This window comes from Thioalkalivibrio sp., assembly GCF_041690275.1.
Classification (GTDB): Bacteria; Pseudomonadota; Gammaproteobacteria; order Ectothiorhodospirales; family Ectothiorhodospiraceae; genus Thioalkalivibrio.
The window spans coordinates 21,938-36,576 of the sequence record NZ_JAWLHP010000029.1 but is presented as its reverse complement, the minus strand read 5'-3'; the positions used below and the strand labels follow the sequence as shown (position 1 = coordinate 36,576).

Here is a 14,639-nt window from a genome sequence, read left to right as displayed (position 1 = left end):
CTGTTGGCGCGTCCTCTGGGCGATCCGGCTCCCTGCCCTATAATCCCGGTTTTTCCCCAAGTCGCTGCGATGACCTCCCTGCCAGCCCACACCCCGATGATGCAGCAGTACCTGCGCATCAAGGCGGAATACCCGGACACCCTGCTGCTCTACCGCATGGGCGACTTCTACGAGCTGTTCTACGAAGACGCCCAGCGGGCGGCGGAACTTCTGGACATCACCCTGACCCGGCGCGGCGAATCGGCCGGTCAGCCGATCCCGATGGCGGGCATCCCGGTACACACCATGGAGACCTATCTCGCCCGCCTGCTGCGCAAGGGCGTCCCGGCGGCAATCTGCGAGCAGACCGGTGAGGTCGGGGCGGCCAAGGGTCCGGTCCAGCGCGAGGTCGTGCGCGTGGTCACGCCCGGCACGGTGTCCGAAGAGGCCCTGCTCGATGCCCGCGAGGCCCGGCTGATCGTCGCGCTGTGCCCGGGCCCGCCGGGAGCGAAGGAGAACCCGTGGGGACTCGGGATCCTGGAATTTGCCAGCGGCCGCTTCAGCGTCCTGGAAGTCCCTCACCGGGCCGCGCTGGCCGCGGAGCTCGCCCGCCTCGATCCGGTGGAGTGCCTGGTGCCGGAGGGCCTAGCGGGCCAATTTCCCGGCAGCCAGACGCTGCCGGAGTGGCACTTTGATCCGGTCTCGGCCCGCCGTGTCCTTGTCGAGCACTTCCGAACCCGGGATCTCACCGGCTTCGGCTGCGAGGACCTGCCTCTGGGGCTTGCGGCCGCCGGAGCATTGCTCGCGTACGTGCAGAGTCGCTACCGAGGCGAGCTCGGTCACATCACCGGTCTTGCCCGGGAGGTCCGGGGCAGCACGCTGCAGCTCGATGCGGTCACCCGGCAGAACCTGGAAATCAACCGGACTCTCGGCGGATCCAGAGACGGCAGCCTGCTTGCGCTCCTCGACTGCACGCGCACCGCGATGGGCTCGCGGTTGCTCGGGCGCTGGATCAATCAGCCGCTGCGGGACCAGGACCACATCCGGACACGCCAGGGCCTGACCCGGGAGTTACTCGAGGCCGGTCTGCAGGAGGGGCTGCACCAGCTGCTGTCAGGCGTCGCCGACTGCGAGCGGATCACCAGCCGCATCGCCCTCAAGACCGCCCGGCCCCGCGATCTGGTGGCCCTGCGGCATGCGCTGGAGCGACTGCCGGCGCTGGAAGAGGCCCTGTCCGGTGGCCTGCCCCCCTCGCCACTCGCCCCCCTGCGGGCCCGCCTCGCCCCGCGCACGGAACTCGCCGGGCTGCTGGCACGGGCCCTCGAGGAGCAGCCACCGGTGCGCCTGAGCGACGGCGGCGTGATCCGCCCCGGATTCGATGCGGAACTGGACCGCCTGCGCGGCCTGGAAGACGACGCGGAGGATGTGCTGCGGAGGATCGAGTCACGGGAACGTGAACTGACCGGGCTGCATCAGCTGAAGGTGGCCTACAACCGGGTGCACGGGTATTACATCGAGGTCGCGCGGAGCCTGTCGGACCGCGTGCCCGCCCGGTTCGTGCGCCGTCAGACACTGAAGAACGCGGAGCGCTACACCACCGAGGAGCTGAAGGGCTTCGAGGACGAGATCCTCTCGGCCCGGGAGCGTGCGCTGGCGTTGGAGCGGGAACTCTACGACGGGCTGCTCAGCGAGCTTCAGCGGCACATGAACACCCTCCGGGAGTTCTCGGACGCCACCGCCGAACTCGACGTGCTCTGCGCGCTGGCGGCCCTGGCCGAGCGTCTGGAATGGACCTGCCCGGTGCTGACCGGGGAAGGCGGAATCCGCATCGAGGCTGGCCGACATCCGGTGGTCGAGGCGGCGCTGGAGCAGCCGTTCGTGCCGAATGACCTGCAACTGGACCCGCAGACCCGCCGCCTGCTGGTGATCACCGGCCCGAACATGGGCGGAAAGTCGACCTACATGCGCCAGACCGCGCTGATCGTGATCCTCGCCTGCATGGGCAGCTTCGTGCCCGCGCGCTCCGCCCGGATTGGACCGATCGACCGAATCTTCACCCGGATCGGCGCGTCGGACGATCTGGCCTCGGGCCGATCGACCTTCATGGTGGAGATGACCGAGGCCGCGAATATCCTGCACAACGCCGGGCCGGAAAGCCTGGTGCTGATGGACGAGGTCGGGCGCGGCACCAGCACCTCCGACGGCCTGGCCCTGGCGCTCGCCTGCGCCGAGCGGCTGGCGCGCCACAACCGCTCTCTCACCCTCTTCGCGACCCATTATTTCGAGTTAACCGCATTGGCGGAACGGGAACCCGGTGTCGCCAACGTCCACACCGACGCGATCGAGCATCGGGACACAGTGGTCTTCCTGCACCAGATCCAGGACGGCCCCGCGAACCAGAGCTACGGCCTGCACGTCGCGGCACTGGCCGGGCTGCCGGGTCCGGCACTGCGCCGGGCCCGGCAGCACCTGGCCGAACTGGAGGCCCGGGCGCTGGCCGCCGACGCGCAGCCCCAGCTCGGACTGTTCTCTGCACCGGCGGTCGCACCCGCGTCCGGACCCGGTGATGCACTGCTGGAAGAGATCAGCAGCCTCGACCCGGATCAGATGACCCCCCGCCAGGCGCTGGAGACCCTGTACCGGCTGCGCGAACTCCTGGACTGACAGGGGACCGTCCCGATTCGGGCCGGCACCGTTTCCGGCAGCCTGCGTGCGTGTTCGCACCCCGCCGGCGATCTGGCGTTAGAATGCCGCGGCGAAATACAGTGCCGGCTATTCGAAAACGGAGAACCGCATGACCTACGTCGTTCTTGAAAACTGCATCAAGTGCAAGTACACCGACTGTGTCGAAGTGTGCCCGGTGGATTGCTTTCACGAGGGTCCGAACTTCCTGGTGATCGATCCCGACGAATGCATCGACTGCACGCTGTGCGAGCCCGAGTGTCCGGCGGAGGCGATCGTTCCGGAGGACGATGTGCCGGAGGGACAGGAAGAGTTCATCGAACTGAATTCGGAGCTCTCGCGATCCTGGCCGGTGATCACCGCGCGCAAGGACCCGCCTCCCGACGCGGAGGAGTGGGACGGGAAGCCGGACAAGCTGCAGTATCTGGAACGCTGAGGCTCATCGGGAGCCGGCTCATCCCGAACCACGAACCCCCTCTCCCGCCTGCGGCAGAGGGGGGCGGCCCGGCCCTTACCGCAGGCGGGAGAGGCGGAAGGCGCCACCGTTCTCGTCGAAGGTGAGGAATCAGATCAGCGGGTCGACCAGGGGCCGCGAAGACGGGGCGGTGTGCACCGGGAAGCGGTGACCCTGCGCGAGGCAGAAGCCCAGCCACTTGTACAGGAAGCGATTGTGCCGCCACCGGCATGCCAGCCCGGGCACGCCGATCCGGGCATCCAGGCTCAGATCCTGGCCCCTGCGGCGGCAGTAGCGGCCGACCACCTCGGCCTGCCGGGCGTCGTGGAACATCCGGATGGTCAGATCCGGCTGGCGCCGGATGCGGTCCCCGCTTCCGAATTCGTAGGTCAGGCGCAGTTTGGTCGTGTAAGGGGTGCGCTCAAGAACCGTCAGGTGCAGGTCCGATGCCCCCTCGACCCGCGAGACCTGCGCATCCGCCAGCGCGTCCAGGTCCGGACACAGGCGCCGCAGGCGCAGGTAATTGCTCTCGTACATCTCCATCAGCGCGGCGAAGCTCGCGCGGCGCGCGTTCAGATGGCTCGGCAGTGGTCGTTCCAGGATCATGCGCGGCAGTGTACTGCGTTGAAGGCCCCTGGCAACACCGAGCCCCTGTCCGTGTCCGGGCAAATTGCAGAGACCGGTACTGGCTGGTCTTCGCGAGACACCCACACCCATTTCTGCTAATTTCACGCTCGAAGGTTGCGCGTCCGGATCACCGCACTCCGCCCAGGCCAGGGACTTGAAGCGAAGATGGAAATCAGCGTCGTATCGACCCGCCCGTTCACGGACCAGAAACCCGGCACCTCCGGCCTGCGCAAGCAGGTCTCTTCCTTCCGGAGACCGCATTACCTCGAGAACTTCGTCCAGAGCATCTTCGACAGCCAGCCAATGCTGCGCGGCAGCGAACTGGTCCTCGGCGGGGACGGACGCTTCTTCAACCGCGAGGCCGTTCAGATCATCCTGCGGATGGCCTGTGCCAACGAGATCCGCAAGGTCACGGTCGGTCGCGGCGGCATCCTGTCGACCCCGGCGGCCAGCCACCTGATCCGCACGCGGGGCGCGGCCGGCGGCATCGTGCTGTCGGCCAGCCACAATCCCGGCGGTCCCGGCGGCGACTTCGGAATCAAGTTCAACGTGGCCAACGGCGGCCCGGCGCCGGAATCGGTCACCGGGGCGATCCACGCCGCAAGTCTCGAGGTCGACCACTACCGCATCGCTCGCTCGCCGCATATCGACATCGATCACGTCGGGCGCCGGCAGGCCGGGGAGATGGAGGTCGAGGTCGTGGATCCCGTGCACGACTACGCGGATCTGATGGAATCGCTGTTCGATTTTCCGGCGATGCGTGACCTGCTTCACTCGGGTTCGTTCACCATGCGCTTCGACGCCATGCACGCGGTCACCGGGCCCTATGCGGAGGAGATCCTCGAACAGCGGCTGGGCGCACCGGCGGGCACGGTGATGCGCAAGGAGCCGCTGGCCGACTTCGGGGGGTGTCATCCGGATCCCAACCTGACCCATGCGCGCGAGCTCGGACAACTCATGTACGGTCGTGGCGCGCCGGACTTCGGCGCCGCATCCGATGGCGACGGGGACCGGAACATGATCCTTGGCGCCGGTTTCTTCGTGAGCCCCAGCGACAGCCTCGCAGTCCTGGCCGCCAACGCCCATCTGATACCGGCCTACCGCGGCGGGCTGAAGGGCGTCGCCCGCAGCATGCCCACCAGCCAGGCGATCGACGCGGTCGCCGATGCGCTCGGCATTCCCTGCTACGAGACGCCCACGGGCTGGAAGTTCTTCGGCAACCTGCTCGACGACGGGCGCATTACGCTCTGCGGCGAAGAGAGCTTCGGCACGAGTTCCGATCATGTGCGGGAGAAGGACGGTCTCTGGGCGGTCCTGTTCTGGCTCAACCTGATCGCGGTCCGCAATCAGCCCGTGGCGACCATCGTGCGGGAGCACTGGCAGCGGTATGGCCGGCACTACTACACGCGGCATGATTACGAGGAGATCGAGAGCGGGCGCGCGGACGCGCTGATGTCGCGGCTGCGCGCCACATTTCCCGAATTGCCCGGCCGCCGCTTCGGCAGCCTGCGGGTCCGCACGGCCGATGACTTCAGCTACCGGGACCCGGTCGACGACAGCGTCAGTACCGGCCAGGGCCTGCGCATCCTCTTCGAGGATGGTTCCCGTATCATCTTCCGCCTCTCCGGCACCGGCACCATGGGTGCGACCCTGCGCGTCTACGTGGAGCGCCACGAAACCCGCACGGACCAACTGGACGAGGACAACCAGGCCGCGCTGGCGGCGCTGATCGAGATCGCCGGTTCCGTTGCCGACATCCGGAACCTGACCGGCAAGGACGCCCCCGACGTAATCACCTGAGACGCGGCCCGGCGCCTCGCGCGCCCGGACTCAGAAGGTGTTCGCCACCCGCTCCACGCCCGGTGCACGGGAGCGCACGAGCCGTTCCACCACGTTCTTCAGGTCCAGGGTCGAGCGCGGGCAGCCGACACAGGCGCCCTTCAGCCGCACCTGGACGGTACGACCGTCCAGCCCCACATACTCGATGTCGCCACCGTCCTGCATCAGGATCCGCCGCGCTTCCTCCACCGCCTGCCGGACCACCGTTTCATCGATCGGGCCTTCGGCCGGCACATCCGCCGCCTCGCGCTGGGCGAAGGTCTGGGCGCGATCCAGGCGCAGGGCGAGTTCCGGATCGACCGCCTCGATCGCGTCAAGCTCGTCCTCTGTGTAGACGTGGTCCGGGTCATCACTCAGAAGGTGCTCGACCGCCGCCATCTGCCTCGGGCTGTCCATGGGCCGCACTCCGTGCCTGGAAACGGGGGCGAGTATAGCAATGGCCCGGCTCCGGGCCGCCTGAAGCCGCGCGACGAGACCGGGTTTCTCCGCGACCTCCACCGGCCAGCGCAGGCGCGCGCGCAGGCGCCGGAAGTCCTCCGGATCCATGCGCCACCAGGGCAGCCAGAGCACACCACCGCGGCCTGTTGCCGGGGAACTCCAGACCAGCACCACCAGCCGGGAATGCACGCGGGTGTCGGCGCCCACGCGGATCGGGACACGCCTCTCCTCGCGCAGGCCCGCATGCGTGGCCAGCCACCACTCGCCCTCGCCGTCGCAACCCAGCCAGTCCCAACGCGGCATCCGTGAGCGGTAGGTCCAGGTGCCGGCCAGGACGGCGGCAGACAGCGTCAGCAGGGCCGCCCACGCTCCGCTGAAGAGCAGCGTCTGGATCACTGCGGACACGCCGAGCCCGGCCAGGGCGATCACCGCGAGGGTGGGCAGGACCCGGTCAGTCCCCAGCGCGAGCCGCAGCGGCGGCGCGGATGAGCGGGACAAGCCGGGCTATGTCCGCATCCACCGTTTGCTGGCGGCCCAGCACCAGGTCCAGCAGCAGATTGTCCGGGTATCCCAGCAAGCGCTCGAAGGCATCGCGACCCTCCTGGTCAAGCTCGTCGTATCCATGTTCGAGAAAGGCACGGAGCAGCAGATCGTTCTCCAGCATGCCCCGGCGGCAGCGCCAGCGCGTCTGTGTATCGGGCAAGGTCATCATCCAGCCGCGGGCCGCCCGGGACTCACACCGAGCGTTTGAGCATGGTTCTGCGGATGTCCCCGATCGCCTTGGCGGGGTTGAGGCCCTTCGGACAGACCTGCGTGCAGTTCATGATGCCGTGGCAGCGGTACAGACGATAGGCATCGTCCAGACGCTCCAGCCGGTGTTCGGTGGCCTCGTCGCGACTGTCCTGAATGAACCGGGCCGCCTGAAGCAACGCTGCGGGCCCAAGAAAACGGTCCGGATTCCACCAATAGGAGGGACAGGCCGCAGAGCAGCATCCGCACAGGATGCACTCGTAGAGGCCATCCAGCTGACCGCGGTCCTCCGGACTCTGCAGCCGCTCGACCTCCGGCTCCGGCGAGTCGTTGACCAGCCAGGGCTCCGCCTCGCGGTACTGGTGGTAGAAGTTGTCCATGTCCACGATCAGATCCCGGATCACCGGCATTCCCGGAAACGGACGCAGCACGATTGGCGTCTTCAGGTCCTTCAGCGGCATGATGCAGGCGAGACCGTTCGTGCCGTTGATGTTCATCCCGTCGCTGCCGCAGACACCATGCTGACAGGACCTCCGGAAGGACAGGCTGTCGTCCTGTTCCTTCAGCAACAGCAGGGCGTCCAGCAGCATCATCCCCGGCTCGACCAGGTCATCCCCGAGCGTGAAGTCCTGCATGTAGGGTGCACTGTCCGTTTCCGGATTGAAGCGGTAGATGGAAAATTCCATGCGGTGTCCTCCCGGCGGCGGTTCAGTAAACCCGTTCCTTCGGTGGGAACGATTCGACCGTCACCGGCTGCGTGCGCACCGGCTTGTAGTCCATCGCGTCGTCCTGCAACGAGTAGAGCGAGTGCCGCAGCCAGCGCTCATCGTCCCGGTCCGTAAAGTCCATCCGGCTGTGGGCGCCGCGGCTCTCCTCGCGCCCCAGCGCGGAGACGATCGTGGCCATCGCGCAGTCCATCAGGTTTTCGAGTTCCATCGCCTCGACCCGCGCGGTGTTGAAGGTGCGGCTGTGGTCCCGGATCACCGCGTTGTCGATCCGTTCGCGCAGCCTGTGCAGTCGGTTCACGCCCTCCTGCATCACCTCCGCGGTGCGGAAGACCCCGCAGTGGTCCTCCATCACCTTGCGCAGTTCGCGCCGCAAGGGCTCCACCGCCTCGCCTTCGCCCTTGCGGTCCCAGCGCGCCAGCCGCTCCAGGGCCCGGTCCACCGAATCCTGCTGCAACGGCCGGTGGTGCCGGTTGTCCTTCAGGAAACCGAGGATGTGGTTGGCCGCCGCGCGCCCGAAGACCAGGATATCGAGCAGCGAGTTGCCGCCCAGCCGATTGGCCCCGTGCACGGACACGCAGGCCGCCTCGCCCGCGGCGTACAGCCCTGGCACCGGATCCTCCGGCGTGTCCTTGACCGGCACCACGACCTGCCCATCCCGGTTGGTGGGGATCCCGCCCATGCTGTAGTGGCAGGTCGGGAAGACCGGAATCGGCTCTTCGATCGGATCCACGCCGAGGAAGGTCATGCTCACCTCGCGGATGCCCGGCAGCTTCTTCATGATTGTGTCTGCGCCCAGGTGCCGCAGGTCCAGCAAGACGTGATCCTTGTTCCGGCCACAACCCCGGCCCTCGCGCACCTCGATCGCGATCGCCCGGCTCACCACGTCGCGCGAGGCCAGATCCTTGGCGTTCGGCGCGTAGCGTTCCATGAAGCGCTCGTCCTGATCGTTGATCAGGAAACCGCCCTCGCCTCGCGCGCCCTCGGTGATCAGCATCCCCCGACCGGCGATACCCGTCGGGTGGAACTGCACGAATTCCATGTCTTCCAGCGGCACGCCGGCACGCAGTGCCATCGCCATGCCGTCCCCGGTGTTGCTGAGGGCGTTGGTGTTGGTGCGGAAGATCTGGCCGGCGCCGCCGGTGGCGATGAGGGTCGTCTTGGCCTCGATCGCGATCGGCTCGCCGGACAGGATGTCAAAGGCGACGAGCCCGAGCACGTACCCGGCATCGTCCTTGATCAGGTCGATCGCGAAGTACTCGTCGAAGAAGTGCGTGTGTGCGCGCAGGTTCTGCTGGTACAGCGAGTGCAGGATCGCGTGGCCGGTACGGTCGGCCGCCGCGCAGGTACGGGCTGCCTGCTCCTTGCCGAAGTGCTGACTCTGTCCTCCGAAGGCACGCTGGTAGATGTTGCCTTCCTCGAGCCGCGAAAACGGCACGCCGAAGTGCTCGAGTTCGTAGACGACCTTCGGGGCGGCGCGACACATGTACTCGATTGCATCCTGGTCGCCGAGGTAGTCGGAGCCCTTCACCGTGTCGAACATGTGCCAGTGCCACGAGTCCGGCAGCACGTTCGCCAGTGCCGCGTTCACGCCTCCCTGCGCCGCGACCGTGTGCGAGCGCGTCGGGAAGACCTTGGACACCACCGCGACGCGCGCGTCGGCATTGGCCAGCTGCAGGGCGGCCCGCAGTCCGGCGCCGCCGGCTCCAACGATCAGTGCGTCGAATTTTCGTGTCGTCAGGGTCATCGCAGCGCGGCCTCGATCAGGATCCACAGGGCCCACAGCCCCAGCAACAGAAACAGGATGGCCACGATCGCGAGGGCCCCGAGCCGGGCGCCGAAGGGGCGCACGTAGTCGAGGATCACGTCACGCAGGCCGATCCACGCATGCAGCAGCAGCAGTACGGCAAAGGCGGCCGTCGCCGTCCAGATGACGGGGTGCGTGATCAGCGCCAGCCAGGCGGCATGGTCGGCGGGCGGGCGCCCCAACAGCAGTGCCACGGCGAGCAAGACATAGACACCCGCGTAGATGGCGGTGATGCGTTGCAGCAGCCAGGCGCGCTGCCCGCTGAGCACACTCACAGGAACACCGCCCAGAGCAGGATGGCCGCGACGATGCCGGCAATCAGCGCCGACCAGGCCGTGTCGCGTCCACCCTTGCGTGTCTCCCCGACCCCGACCTCGACCAGCAGGAACCGGATGCCGACGAAGAAGTGATGCATCAGGAGCCAGAGCCAGCCCAGCAGCAACAGGAGACCCAGCGGGTGGCCGAGCAGCCCGAGGGCCTGCTCGAAACCCGCCGGCCCGGCCAGGGAGCGCTGGAACAGCCAGAGCACCAGCGGGATGGAGACGATCAGCAGTACCCCGGTGACCCGGTGAAGAATGGAGACCAGCGCATTGATCGGGAGGCGGATCTTGGTCAGATCAAGGAAGATCGGTCGGAGCTGGCTGGTCATGCGCTTCTCCTGATGGTCTTGCGTCCTGCGGTTGATCTGTCACCCGCCTGGCTGTTCGTCTACTATGGCGCCCGTTGGTTCCACAGTATAGCCAGGGCGCGAGGTGGCTTGCGATGCGGGATGACTGGAAGAAGCACCTGCTGAACATTGGCGCGGAGTTCGACGGGGACCGGTTGCGGGACTATGGCAATGCCGAGCGCGAGCGGAGCATGGCGGTGAACGGCGACGTGATCTGCGACCTTTCGCACCGCGGCCTTTTGGAGGTGCGCGGCGGGGACGCGCGCTCCTTCCTCCAGGGGCAGCTCGGCAACGACGTTCGCGCGGTCAGCGACACGCGTTCCCAGCTGTCCAGCTACTGCAACCCCAAGGGCCGCGCCTACGCAGTCTTCCGGGTCTTCCACGACCGCGATGTCTTTCTGCTGGAGATGAACGCCGACGCGGTGGAACCCGTCCGCAAGCGCCTGGGCATGTTCGTGATGCGCGCGGAGGTCGTGATCGAGAACGCGGAGGACTCGCGCATCCGTTTCGGACTCTCGGGTCCCACTGCCGAACGGCAGCTGCAGGAAAACCTCGGCGCCTTCCCGGGCGAGGTCAATGAGGTGCTGAAGCGCAACGAGCTGGCGATCGTGCGGGTTCCCGGTATGGTGCATCCGCGCTTCGAAATCGCCGGCGAGATCGACGCCTGCAGCGCGCTGTGGAACGATCTCAACGTGCACAGTGCACCGGTCGGACCGGAGGGCTGGCGGCTGCTGGACATCCTAGCGGGCATTCCGGCGATCTACCCCGAGACGAGCGAGGCCTTCGTGCCGCAGATGGTCAACCTGCACGCACTTGACGGCATCAGCTTCAACAAGGGCTGCTATCCCGGCCAGGAGGTGGTGGCGCGCATGCACTACCTCGGCAAGCTGAAGCGGCGCATGTACCGCCTCGCGATCGAGGCGCAGGAAAGGCCGGCTCCCGGCAGCCCGGTGTTCCGTGCCGGCGGCGATGGGCGTCAGCCCGATGGCGAGATCGTCGATGCCGCGCTGCATCCGGACGGACTCTACGCGGTCCTCGCCGTCGTGCAGGTCGCTGCTGCCGAGCAGCCATTGCGCTGGGGCAGCACGGACGGACCGGAGGCGCATGTGATACCGCTTCCCTACAGCATGCCCGGGAGTGCCTGACGATACCATGCGGTTCCTGTTCTTCTTCTTCGTGCTGATCCTGCTCACGCTCTGGGCCGCCTATTTCAGCCGGCCCGGCAACACCCGGCTGTCCAACATCCTCTACGTGGTCGCCGGCGTGCTGGCGCTGCTGTTCGTGATCGGCTACCTGCGGCTTGACGGATACTTCTGAGGCGCCGTCGCGCGGCACCGTCGGGAGGTCATTGTCAGGGAGCGGCCGGCGCGCCAGACTTCACATGACATTCACCCAAACGGAAGCGCGTGATGACACCCACCGCAGTACAGGACATTCGCAACGTCGCCCTGCTCGGACATGCCGGGAGCGGCAAGACCACTCTGCTGGAGGCCCTCCTGGCCGCCGCTGGTGAGATCAAGGATCCCGGGCAGGTCGAACGCGGCGATACCCTGAGCGATCAGGACCCGCTGGAGAAGTCGACGGGCCATTCGCTGAACACCAGCCTGGCCCACATGGAGTGGGCGGGCCACTGGATCAACCTGCTCGATACCCCGGGACTCCCCGACCTGCTCGGCCGATCCCTGCTTGCACTGCCGGCGGTGGAGACCGCTTGCGTGGTGGTCAACGCCGCCGCGGGGATCGAGGCGGTGACGCGCAAGGCAATGGAGGCGGCCGCCGACAAGTGCCGCATGGTCATCGTCAACCAGATCGACGGCATGGAACTGGACCTTGCCGGGCTGATGCAGTCCCTGACGGACACCTTCGGTCCCGAATGCCTTCCCCTCAACCTCCCCGCCCCCGAAGGCAAGGGCGTGGTCGACTGTTTCTTCCGTCCGGATGAGGGCGCGGCCACCGCCTTCTCCAGCGTTGCCGATGCCCACGAGGCGATCGTCGACCAGGTGGTGGAACTCGATGAAGAACTGATGAACCGCTACCTCGAACAGGGGCAGTCGCTGGATCCCGAGCAGCTGCACGACCCCTTCGAAGAGGCCCTGCGCGAGGGCCACCTGATCCCGGTGTGTTTCGTCTCCGCCAAGACCGGGGCCGGGGTTTCCGAGCTGCTGGACATCCTCGGCCGCCTGATGCCCGACCCGACGGAGGGCAATCCACCGCACTTCGTCAAGGGCGACGGCCCCTCGGCCGCTCCGGTCGAAGTGGCGCCCGACCCGAACCGCCACGTGGTCGCCCACGTCTTCCAGGTGCAGAACGACCCGTTCCGGGGTCATCTGGCGCTGTTCCGGGTACACCAGGGCACGATGACCCCGAACACCCAGCTGTTCATCGGGGACGCGCGCAAACCGTTCAAACCGGTGCACCTGTTCCGATTGCAGGGGCGCAACCAGTTCGAGACCGCCCGTGCGGTGCCAGGCGATATCTGCGCGGTCGCGCGCATCGACGAGATCCACCGCGATGCGGTGTTGCACGATTCCCACGACGAGGACTCCTTCCATCTGCTCCCGCCGCCCTACCCGAAACCAGTCTTCGGCCTCGCCCTGCTGCCACGCAAGCACGGCGACGAACAGCGCCTGTCTGAGGCGCTGCCGAGAATGCTCGATGAGGATCCCTGCCTGGAGGTTGGCTTCGAGGCGCAGACCCGCCAGACAGTGGTACGCGGTCTCGGCGCATTGCATCTGAAGCTCCTGCTGGATCAGCTGGCGGAGCGCTGGAACCTTCAGCTCGACACGGCCACACCCCTGATTCCATACCGCGAGACGGTCACCGGGAACGCCGAGGCCCGCTACCGGCACAAGAAGCAGAGCGGCGGTTCCGGGCAGTTTGGCGAGGTCGCGCTGCGCGTCGAGCCCCTGCCCCGCGGCAGTGGCTTCGAATTTCACGATGAGGTGAAGGGGGGCACGATCCCGGGCAATTTCATGGGTGCGGTCGAGAAGGGAGTGCAACAGGCGCTGGAGGAAGGTGCAGTCGCCGGTTATCCCGTCCAGGACGTGCGCGTGACCGTCTTCGACGGCAAGCACCATGCGGTGGATTCCAACGAGATCTCCTTCTCGCTGGCGGCCAGGCACGCGACGCTGGAGGCCGCACGCGGTGCCAGCCCGGTGGTTCTCGAGCCACTGGTGAATGTCAGCGTGAAGGCCGCGGACACCCATTTCGGCGAGATCAGCTCCGAGTTTTCGGGCCGGCGCGGGCGCGTCACCGGAACGGACAGTCCGGCTCCCGGATGGATAATGATCCACGCACTCGTGCCGATGGCGGAAATGGAGGGCTTCGAGGCACGACTGAAATCCATCTGTTCCGGTGACGCCGAATTCGTGCTCTCCGGCGGGGAGTACGAGCCCGCTCCCCGGGACGTGCAGTCGGAACTCGCGCGGGCCTACAACGGGCGGACCGAGGCGCACTGAGTTCGTCTCGGCCGCGCCCCCTATCCAGCCCTACCCCGCCTGCGGGGAGGGCACTTCTTGTATCTCCTTCAGCGCTGCAGGCCGAGCAGATCGGGCAGCGCGGAGAGATCGCTGATCACCGGCACCCCCGGCGGTCGCTCGCCCGGCGCCTCTTCGCCAGGGCGTTGCAGGTGCACGGCTGTCAGGCCCGCGGCGCGCGCGCCCTCCACATCGTCCCTCCAGGAGTCGCCGACGTGCACGGCCTGCTCGGGCCGCACGCCGAAGCGCCGGATCGCGGAATGGAAGATCCCCGGCTCCGGCTTCGCCGCACCCGCCTCGGCCGCGATCAGGACCGCATCGACTGCCGGCAGCAGATCGAGCCCCGCACACACGGCGGTGAGGCGGACGTCGAAATTGGAGATGATCGCCAGCCTGAGGTCCGCGCGGCGCAATGCTGCCAGGGCCTCCGGCACCTCGGGGTACACCTGCCAGACCGCCGCATCGGCAAACCGGGCGTACACGTCTTCGAAGAAGGCCTCGAAGTCCATCGGGCCGAGCCCTGCGAACACGCGCTGCACCAGAACCCGCCACCAATCGCGGTCGACCCGGTCATTGTGGGCACGGTCTCCGGCCCGGTACGCAGGTCGCGGCATCGCCGCAAACTCCCGACGGAAACGCCCCTCCAGGAGATCGGCCAGACCTTCGAGGGCGGGAAGGCCGTGGGCACGCGCCCGTTCCGCATACACCCCACCGAGCGATTCGCGCAGCTGAAACAGCGTGCCGACTGCGTCCAGGCCCACGAGGTGGATGCCGTCGATCGGCGTCGGTTGCGGATACCGGTGAGGTGCGGGCAACGCGTTTCGTTTCGGCAGCCGGGGGGACGAGGCCTTGGGATGCGCTCAGTCGCGCCCGGGGTCACGGCGCCGCCCGGCCGGCGCCTCGCGGCGGGAGCCGTCCTTCTCGCGCAATGCCCGCGCGGTGTTCTTTGCCGGGTCGCTGAACACGAAGCGTCCGGCCAGGACGCAACCCTTCATACCCGGCTCACAGGGCCGGCCCAGCACCCGCTGGCACTCGCCCTTTACCTCATGCGGACAACCCCAGCCACCCATGCTTCACCCCACGTGGTGTATCCAGGTCCTAATCTACCACGGGGTGGACGTTCCATTGCGCCGCAGGCGCGCCGAACGCCGGGATCGACGCAACGCTGCATCGCGGCTGGAAGCCGCTCCCACGG

At 67.5% G+C, this 14,639-nt stretch carries 15 protein-coding genes; 6 read left to right on the top strand and 9 right to left on the bottom strand.

What is annotated here, in order from left to right:
• The first annotated feature begins 69 nt into the window (after nucleotides 1-69).
• Both mutS and fdxA read left to right on the top strand, forming a co-directional pair.
• Nucleotides 70-2,643 (top strand): DNA mismatch repair protein MutS, encoded by a 2,574-nt coding sequence (mutS, locus tag ACESMN_RS07430; protein ID WP_373052961.1) that lies wholly within the window; start codon nucleotides 70-72, stop codon nucleotides 2,641-2,643.
• Nucleotides 2,644-2,773: 130 nt separating this feature from the next.
• Complete coding sequence (gene fdxA, locus ACESMN_RS07425; protein ID WP_373052960.1) at nucleotides 2,774-3,097, top strand: ferredoxin FdxA; 324 nt, start codon at nucleotides 2,774-2,776, stop codon at nucleotides 3,095-3,097.
• Between the two features lie 129 nt (nucleotides 3,098-3,226).
• Here fdxA and ACESMN_RS07420 read toward each other — a convergent pair whose 3' ends face one another.
• A complete protein-coding gene (locus ACESMN_RS07420) occupies nucleotides 3,227-3,721 on the bottom strand; it encodes a DUF1249 domain-containing protein (RefSeq protein WP_373052959.1) in 495 nt (164 codons plus the stop codon).
• A 186-nt stretch (nucleotides 3,722-3,907) separates the two neighbouring features.
• Here ACESMN_RS07420 and ACESMN_RS07415 point away from each other — a divergent pair, with 186 nt between their 5' ends.
• Nucleotides 3,908-5,542, top strand: coding sequence for an alpha-D-glucose phosphate-specific phosphoglucomutase (locus tag ACESMN_RS07415; protein ID WP_373052958.1), 1,635 nt, complete (start codon nucleotides 3,908-3,910; stop codon nucleotides 5,540-5,542).
• A 30-nt stretch (nucleotides 5,543-5,572) separates the two neighbouring features.
• Here ACESMN_RS07415 and ACESMN_RS07410 read toward each other — a convergent pair whose 3' ends face one another.
• From ACESMN_RS07410 to sdhC, 6 genes are read right to left on the bottom strand one after another with little or no spacing between them, the layout of a single operon-like run.
• A complete protein-coding gene (locus ACESMN_RS07410; RefSeq protein ID WP_373052957.1) occupies nucleotides 5,573-6,517 on the bottom strand; it encodes a NifU family protein in 945 nt (314 codons plus the stop codon).
• The gene (locus tag ACESMN_RS07405; protein ID WP_373052956.1) at nucleotides 6,471-6,728 is read right to left on the bottom strand and encodes a succinate dehydrogenase assembly factor 2; all 258 of its coding nucleotides are present in this window, start codon (nucleotides 6,726-6,728) and stop codon (nucleotides 6,471-6,473) included. Before ACESMN_RS07405 ends, ACESMN_RS07410 begins: the two co-directional genes overlap by 47 nt.
• Before the next feature lie 25 nt (nucleotides 6,729-6,753).
• Entirely contained in the window at nucleotides 6,754-7,455 is a 702-nt protein-coding gene (locus ACESMN_RS07400; RefSeq protein ID WP_373052955.1) for a succinate dehydrogenase iron-sulfur subunit, read from the bottom strand.
• Between the two features lie 22 nt (nucleotides 7,456-7,477).
• Nucleotides 7,478-9,241 (bottom strand): succinate dehydrogenase flavoprotein subunit, encoded by a 1,764-nt coding sequence (gene sdhA, locus ACESMN_RS07395; protein WP_373052954.1) that lies wholly within the window; start codon nucleotides 9,239-9,241, stop codon nucleotides 7,478-7,480.
• Nucleotides 9,238-9,576 (bottom strand): succinate dehydrogenase, hydrophobic membrane anchor protein, encoded by a 339-nt coding sequence (gene sdhD, locus ACESMN_RS07390; RefSeq protein ID WP_373052953.1) that lies wholly within the window; start codon nucleotides 9,574-9,576, stop codon nucleotides 9,238-9,240. Before sdhD ends, sdhA begins: the two co-directional genes overlap by 4 nt.
• Nucleotides 9,573-9,950, bottom strand: a complete 378-nt coding sequence (gene sdhC, locus ACESMN_RS07385) for a succinate dehydrogenase, cytochrome b556 subunit (protein WP_373052952.1) — start codon at nucleotides 9,948-9,950, stop codon at nucleotides 9,573-9,575. Before sdhC ends, sdhD begins: the two co-directional genes overlap by 4 nt.
• A 113-nt stretch (nucleotides 9,951-10,063) precedes the next feature.
• Between sdhC and ACESMN_RS07380 the strand changes: the two genes are divergently transcribed.
• The 3 genes from ACESMN_RS07380 (at nucleotide 10,064) to fusA (ending at nucleotide 13,426) form a co-directional block, all read left to right on the top strand.
• Nucleotides 10,064-11,113 (top strand): YgfZ/GcvT domain-containing protein, encoded by a 1,050-nt coding sequence (locus ACESMN_RS07380; RefSeq protein ID WP_373052951.1) that lies wholly within the window; start codon nucleotides 10,064-10,066, stop codon nucleotides 11,111-11,113.
• Complete coding sequence (locus ACESMN_RS07375; RefSeq protein WP_373052963.1) at nucleotides 11,106-11,285, top strand: hypothetical protein; 180 nt, start codon at nucleotides 11,106-11,108, stop codon at nucleotides 11,283-11,285. The genes ACESMN_RS07380 and ACESMN_RS07375 overlap by 8 nt, the downstream gene beginning before the upstream one ends.
• A 92-nt stretch (nucleotides 11,286-11,377) precedes the next feature.
• A complete protein-coding gene (fusA, locus tag ACESMN_RS07370) occupies nucleotides 11,378-13,426 on the top strand; it encodes an elongation factor G (RefSeq protein ID WP_373052950.1) in 2,049 nt (682 codons plus the stop codon).
• 68 nt (nucleotides 13,427-13,494) lie between these two features.
• On the opposite strand, the gene ACESMN_RS07365 is transcribed toward fusA, so the two are convergent.
• Nucleotides 13,495-14,259 (bottom strand): HAD-IA family hydrolase, encoded by a 765-nt coding sequence (locus tag ACESMN_RS07365; protein WP_373052949.1) that lies wholly within the window; start codon nucleotides 14,257-14,259, stop codon nucleotides 13,495-13,497.
• Nucleotides 14,260-14,304: 45 nt separating this feature from the next.
• Nucleotides 14,305-14,439 (bottom strand): hypothetical protein, encoded by a 135-nt coding sequence (locus ACESMN_RS07360; protein ID WP_373052948.1) that lies wholly within the window; start codon nucleotides 14,437-14,439, stop codon nucleotides 14,305-14,307.
• Between the last annotated feature and the right edge of the window lie 200 nt (nucleotides 14,440-14,639).

Coding starts and splice junctions, on each gene's coding strand:
- ACESMN_RS07405 (WP_373052956.1), bottom strand. CDS start 6,728: ATGACCTTGCCCGATACACAGACGCGCTGGCGCTGCCGCCGGGGCATG.
- fusA (WP_373052950.1), top strand. CDS start 11,378: ATGACACCCACCGCAGTACAGGACATTCGCAACGTCGCCCTGCTCGGA.
- sdhC (WP_373052952.1), bottom strand. CDS start 9,950: ATGACCAGCCAGCTCCGACCGATCTTCCTTGATCTGACCAAGATCCGC.
- fdxA (WP_373052960.1), top strand. CDS start 2,774: ATGACCTACGTCGTTCTTGAAAACTGCATCAAGTGCAAGTACACCGAC.
- mutS (WP_373052961.1), top strand. CDS start 70: ATGACCTCCCTGCCAGCCCACACCCCGATGATGCAGCAGTACCTGCGC.
- ACESMN_RS07420 (WP_373052959.1), bottom strand. CDS start 3,721: ATGATCCTGGAACGACCACTGCCGAGCCATCTGAACGCGCGCCGCGCG.
- sdhA (WP_373052954.1), bottom strand. CDS start 9,241: ATGACCCTGACGACACGAAAATTCGACGCACTGATCGTTGGAGCCGGC.
- ACESMN_RS07400 (WP_373052955.1), bottom strand. CDS start 7,455: ATGGAATTTTCCATCTACCGCTTCAATCCGGAAACGGACAGTGCACCC.
- ACESMN_RS07415 (WP_373052958.1), top strand. CDS start 3,908: ATGGAAATCAGCGTCGTATCGACCCGCCCGTTCACGGACCAGAAACCC.
- ACESMN_RS07380 (WP_373052951.1), top strand. CDS start 10,064: ATGCGGGATGACTGGAAGAAGCACCTGCTGAACATTGGCGCGGAGTTC.
- ACESMN_RS07360 (WP_373052948.1), bottom strand. CDS start 14,439: ATGAAGGGTTGCGTCCTGGCCGGACGCTTCGTGTTCAGCGACCCGGCA.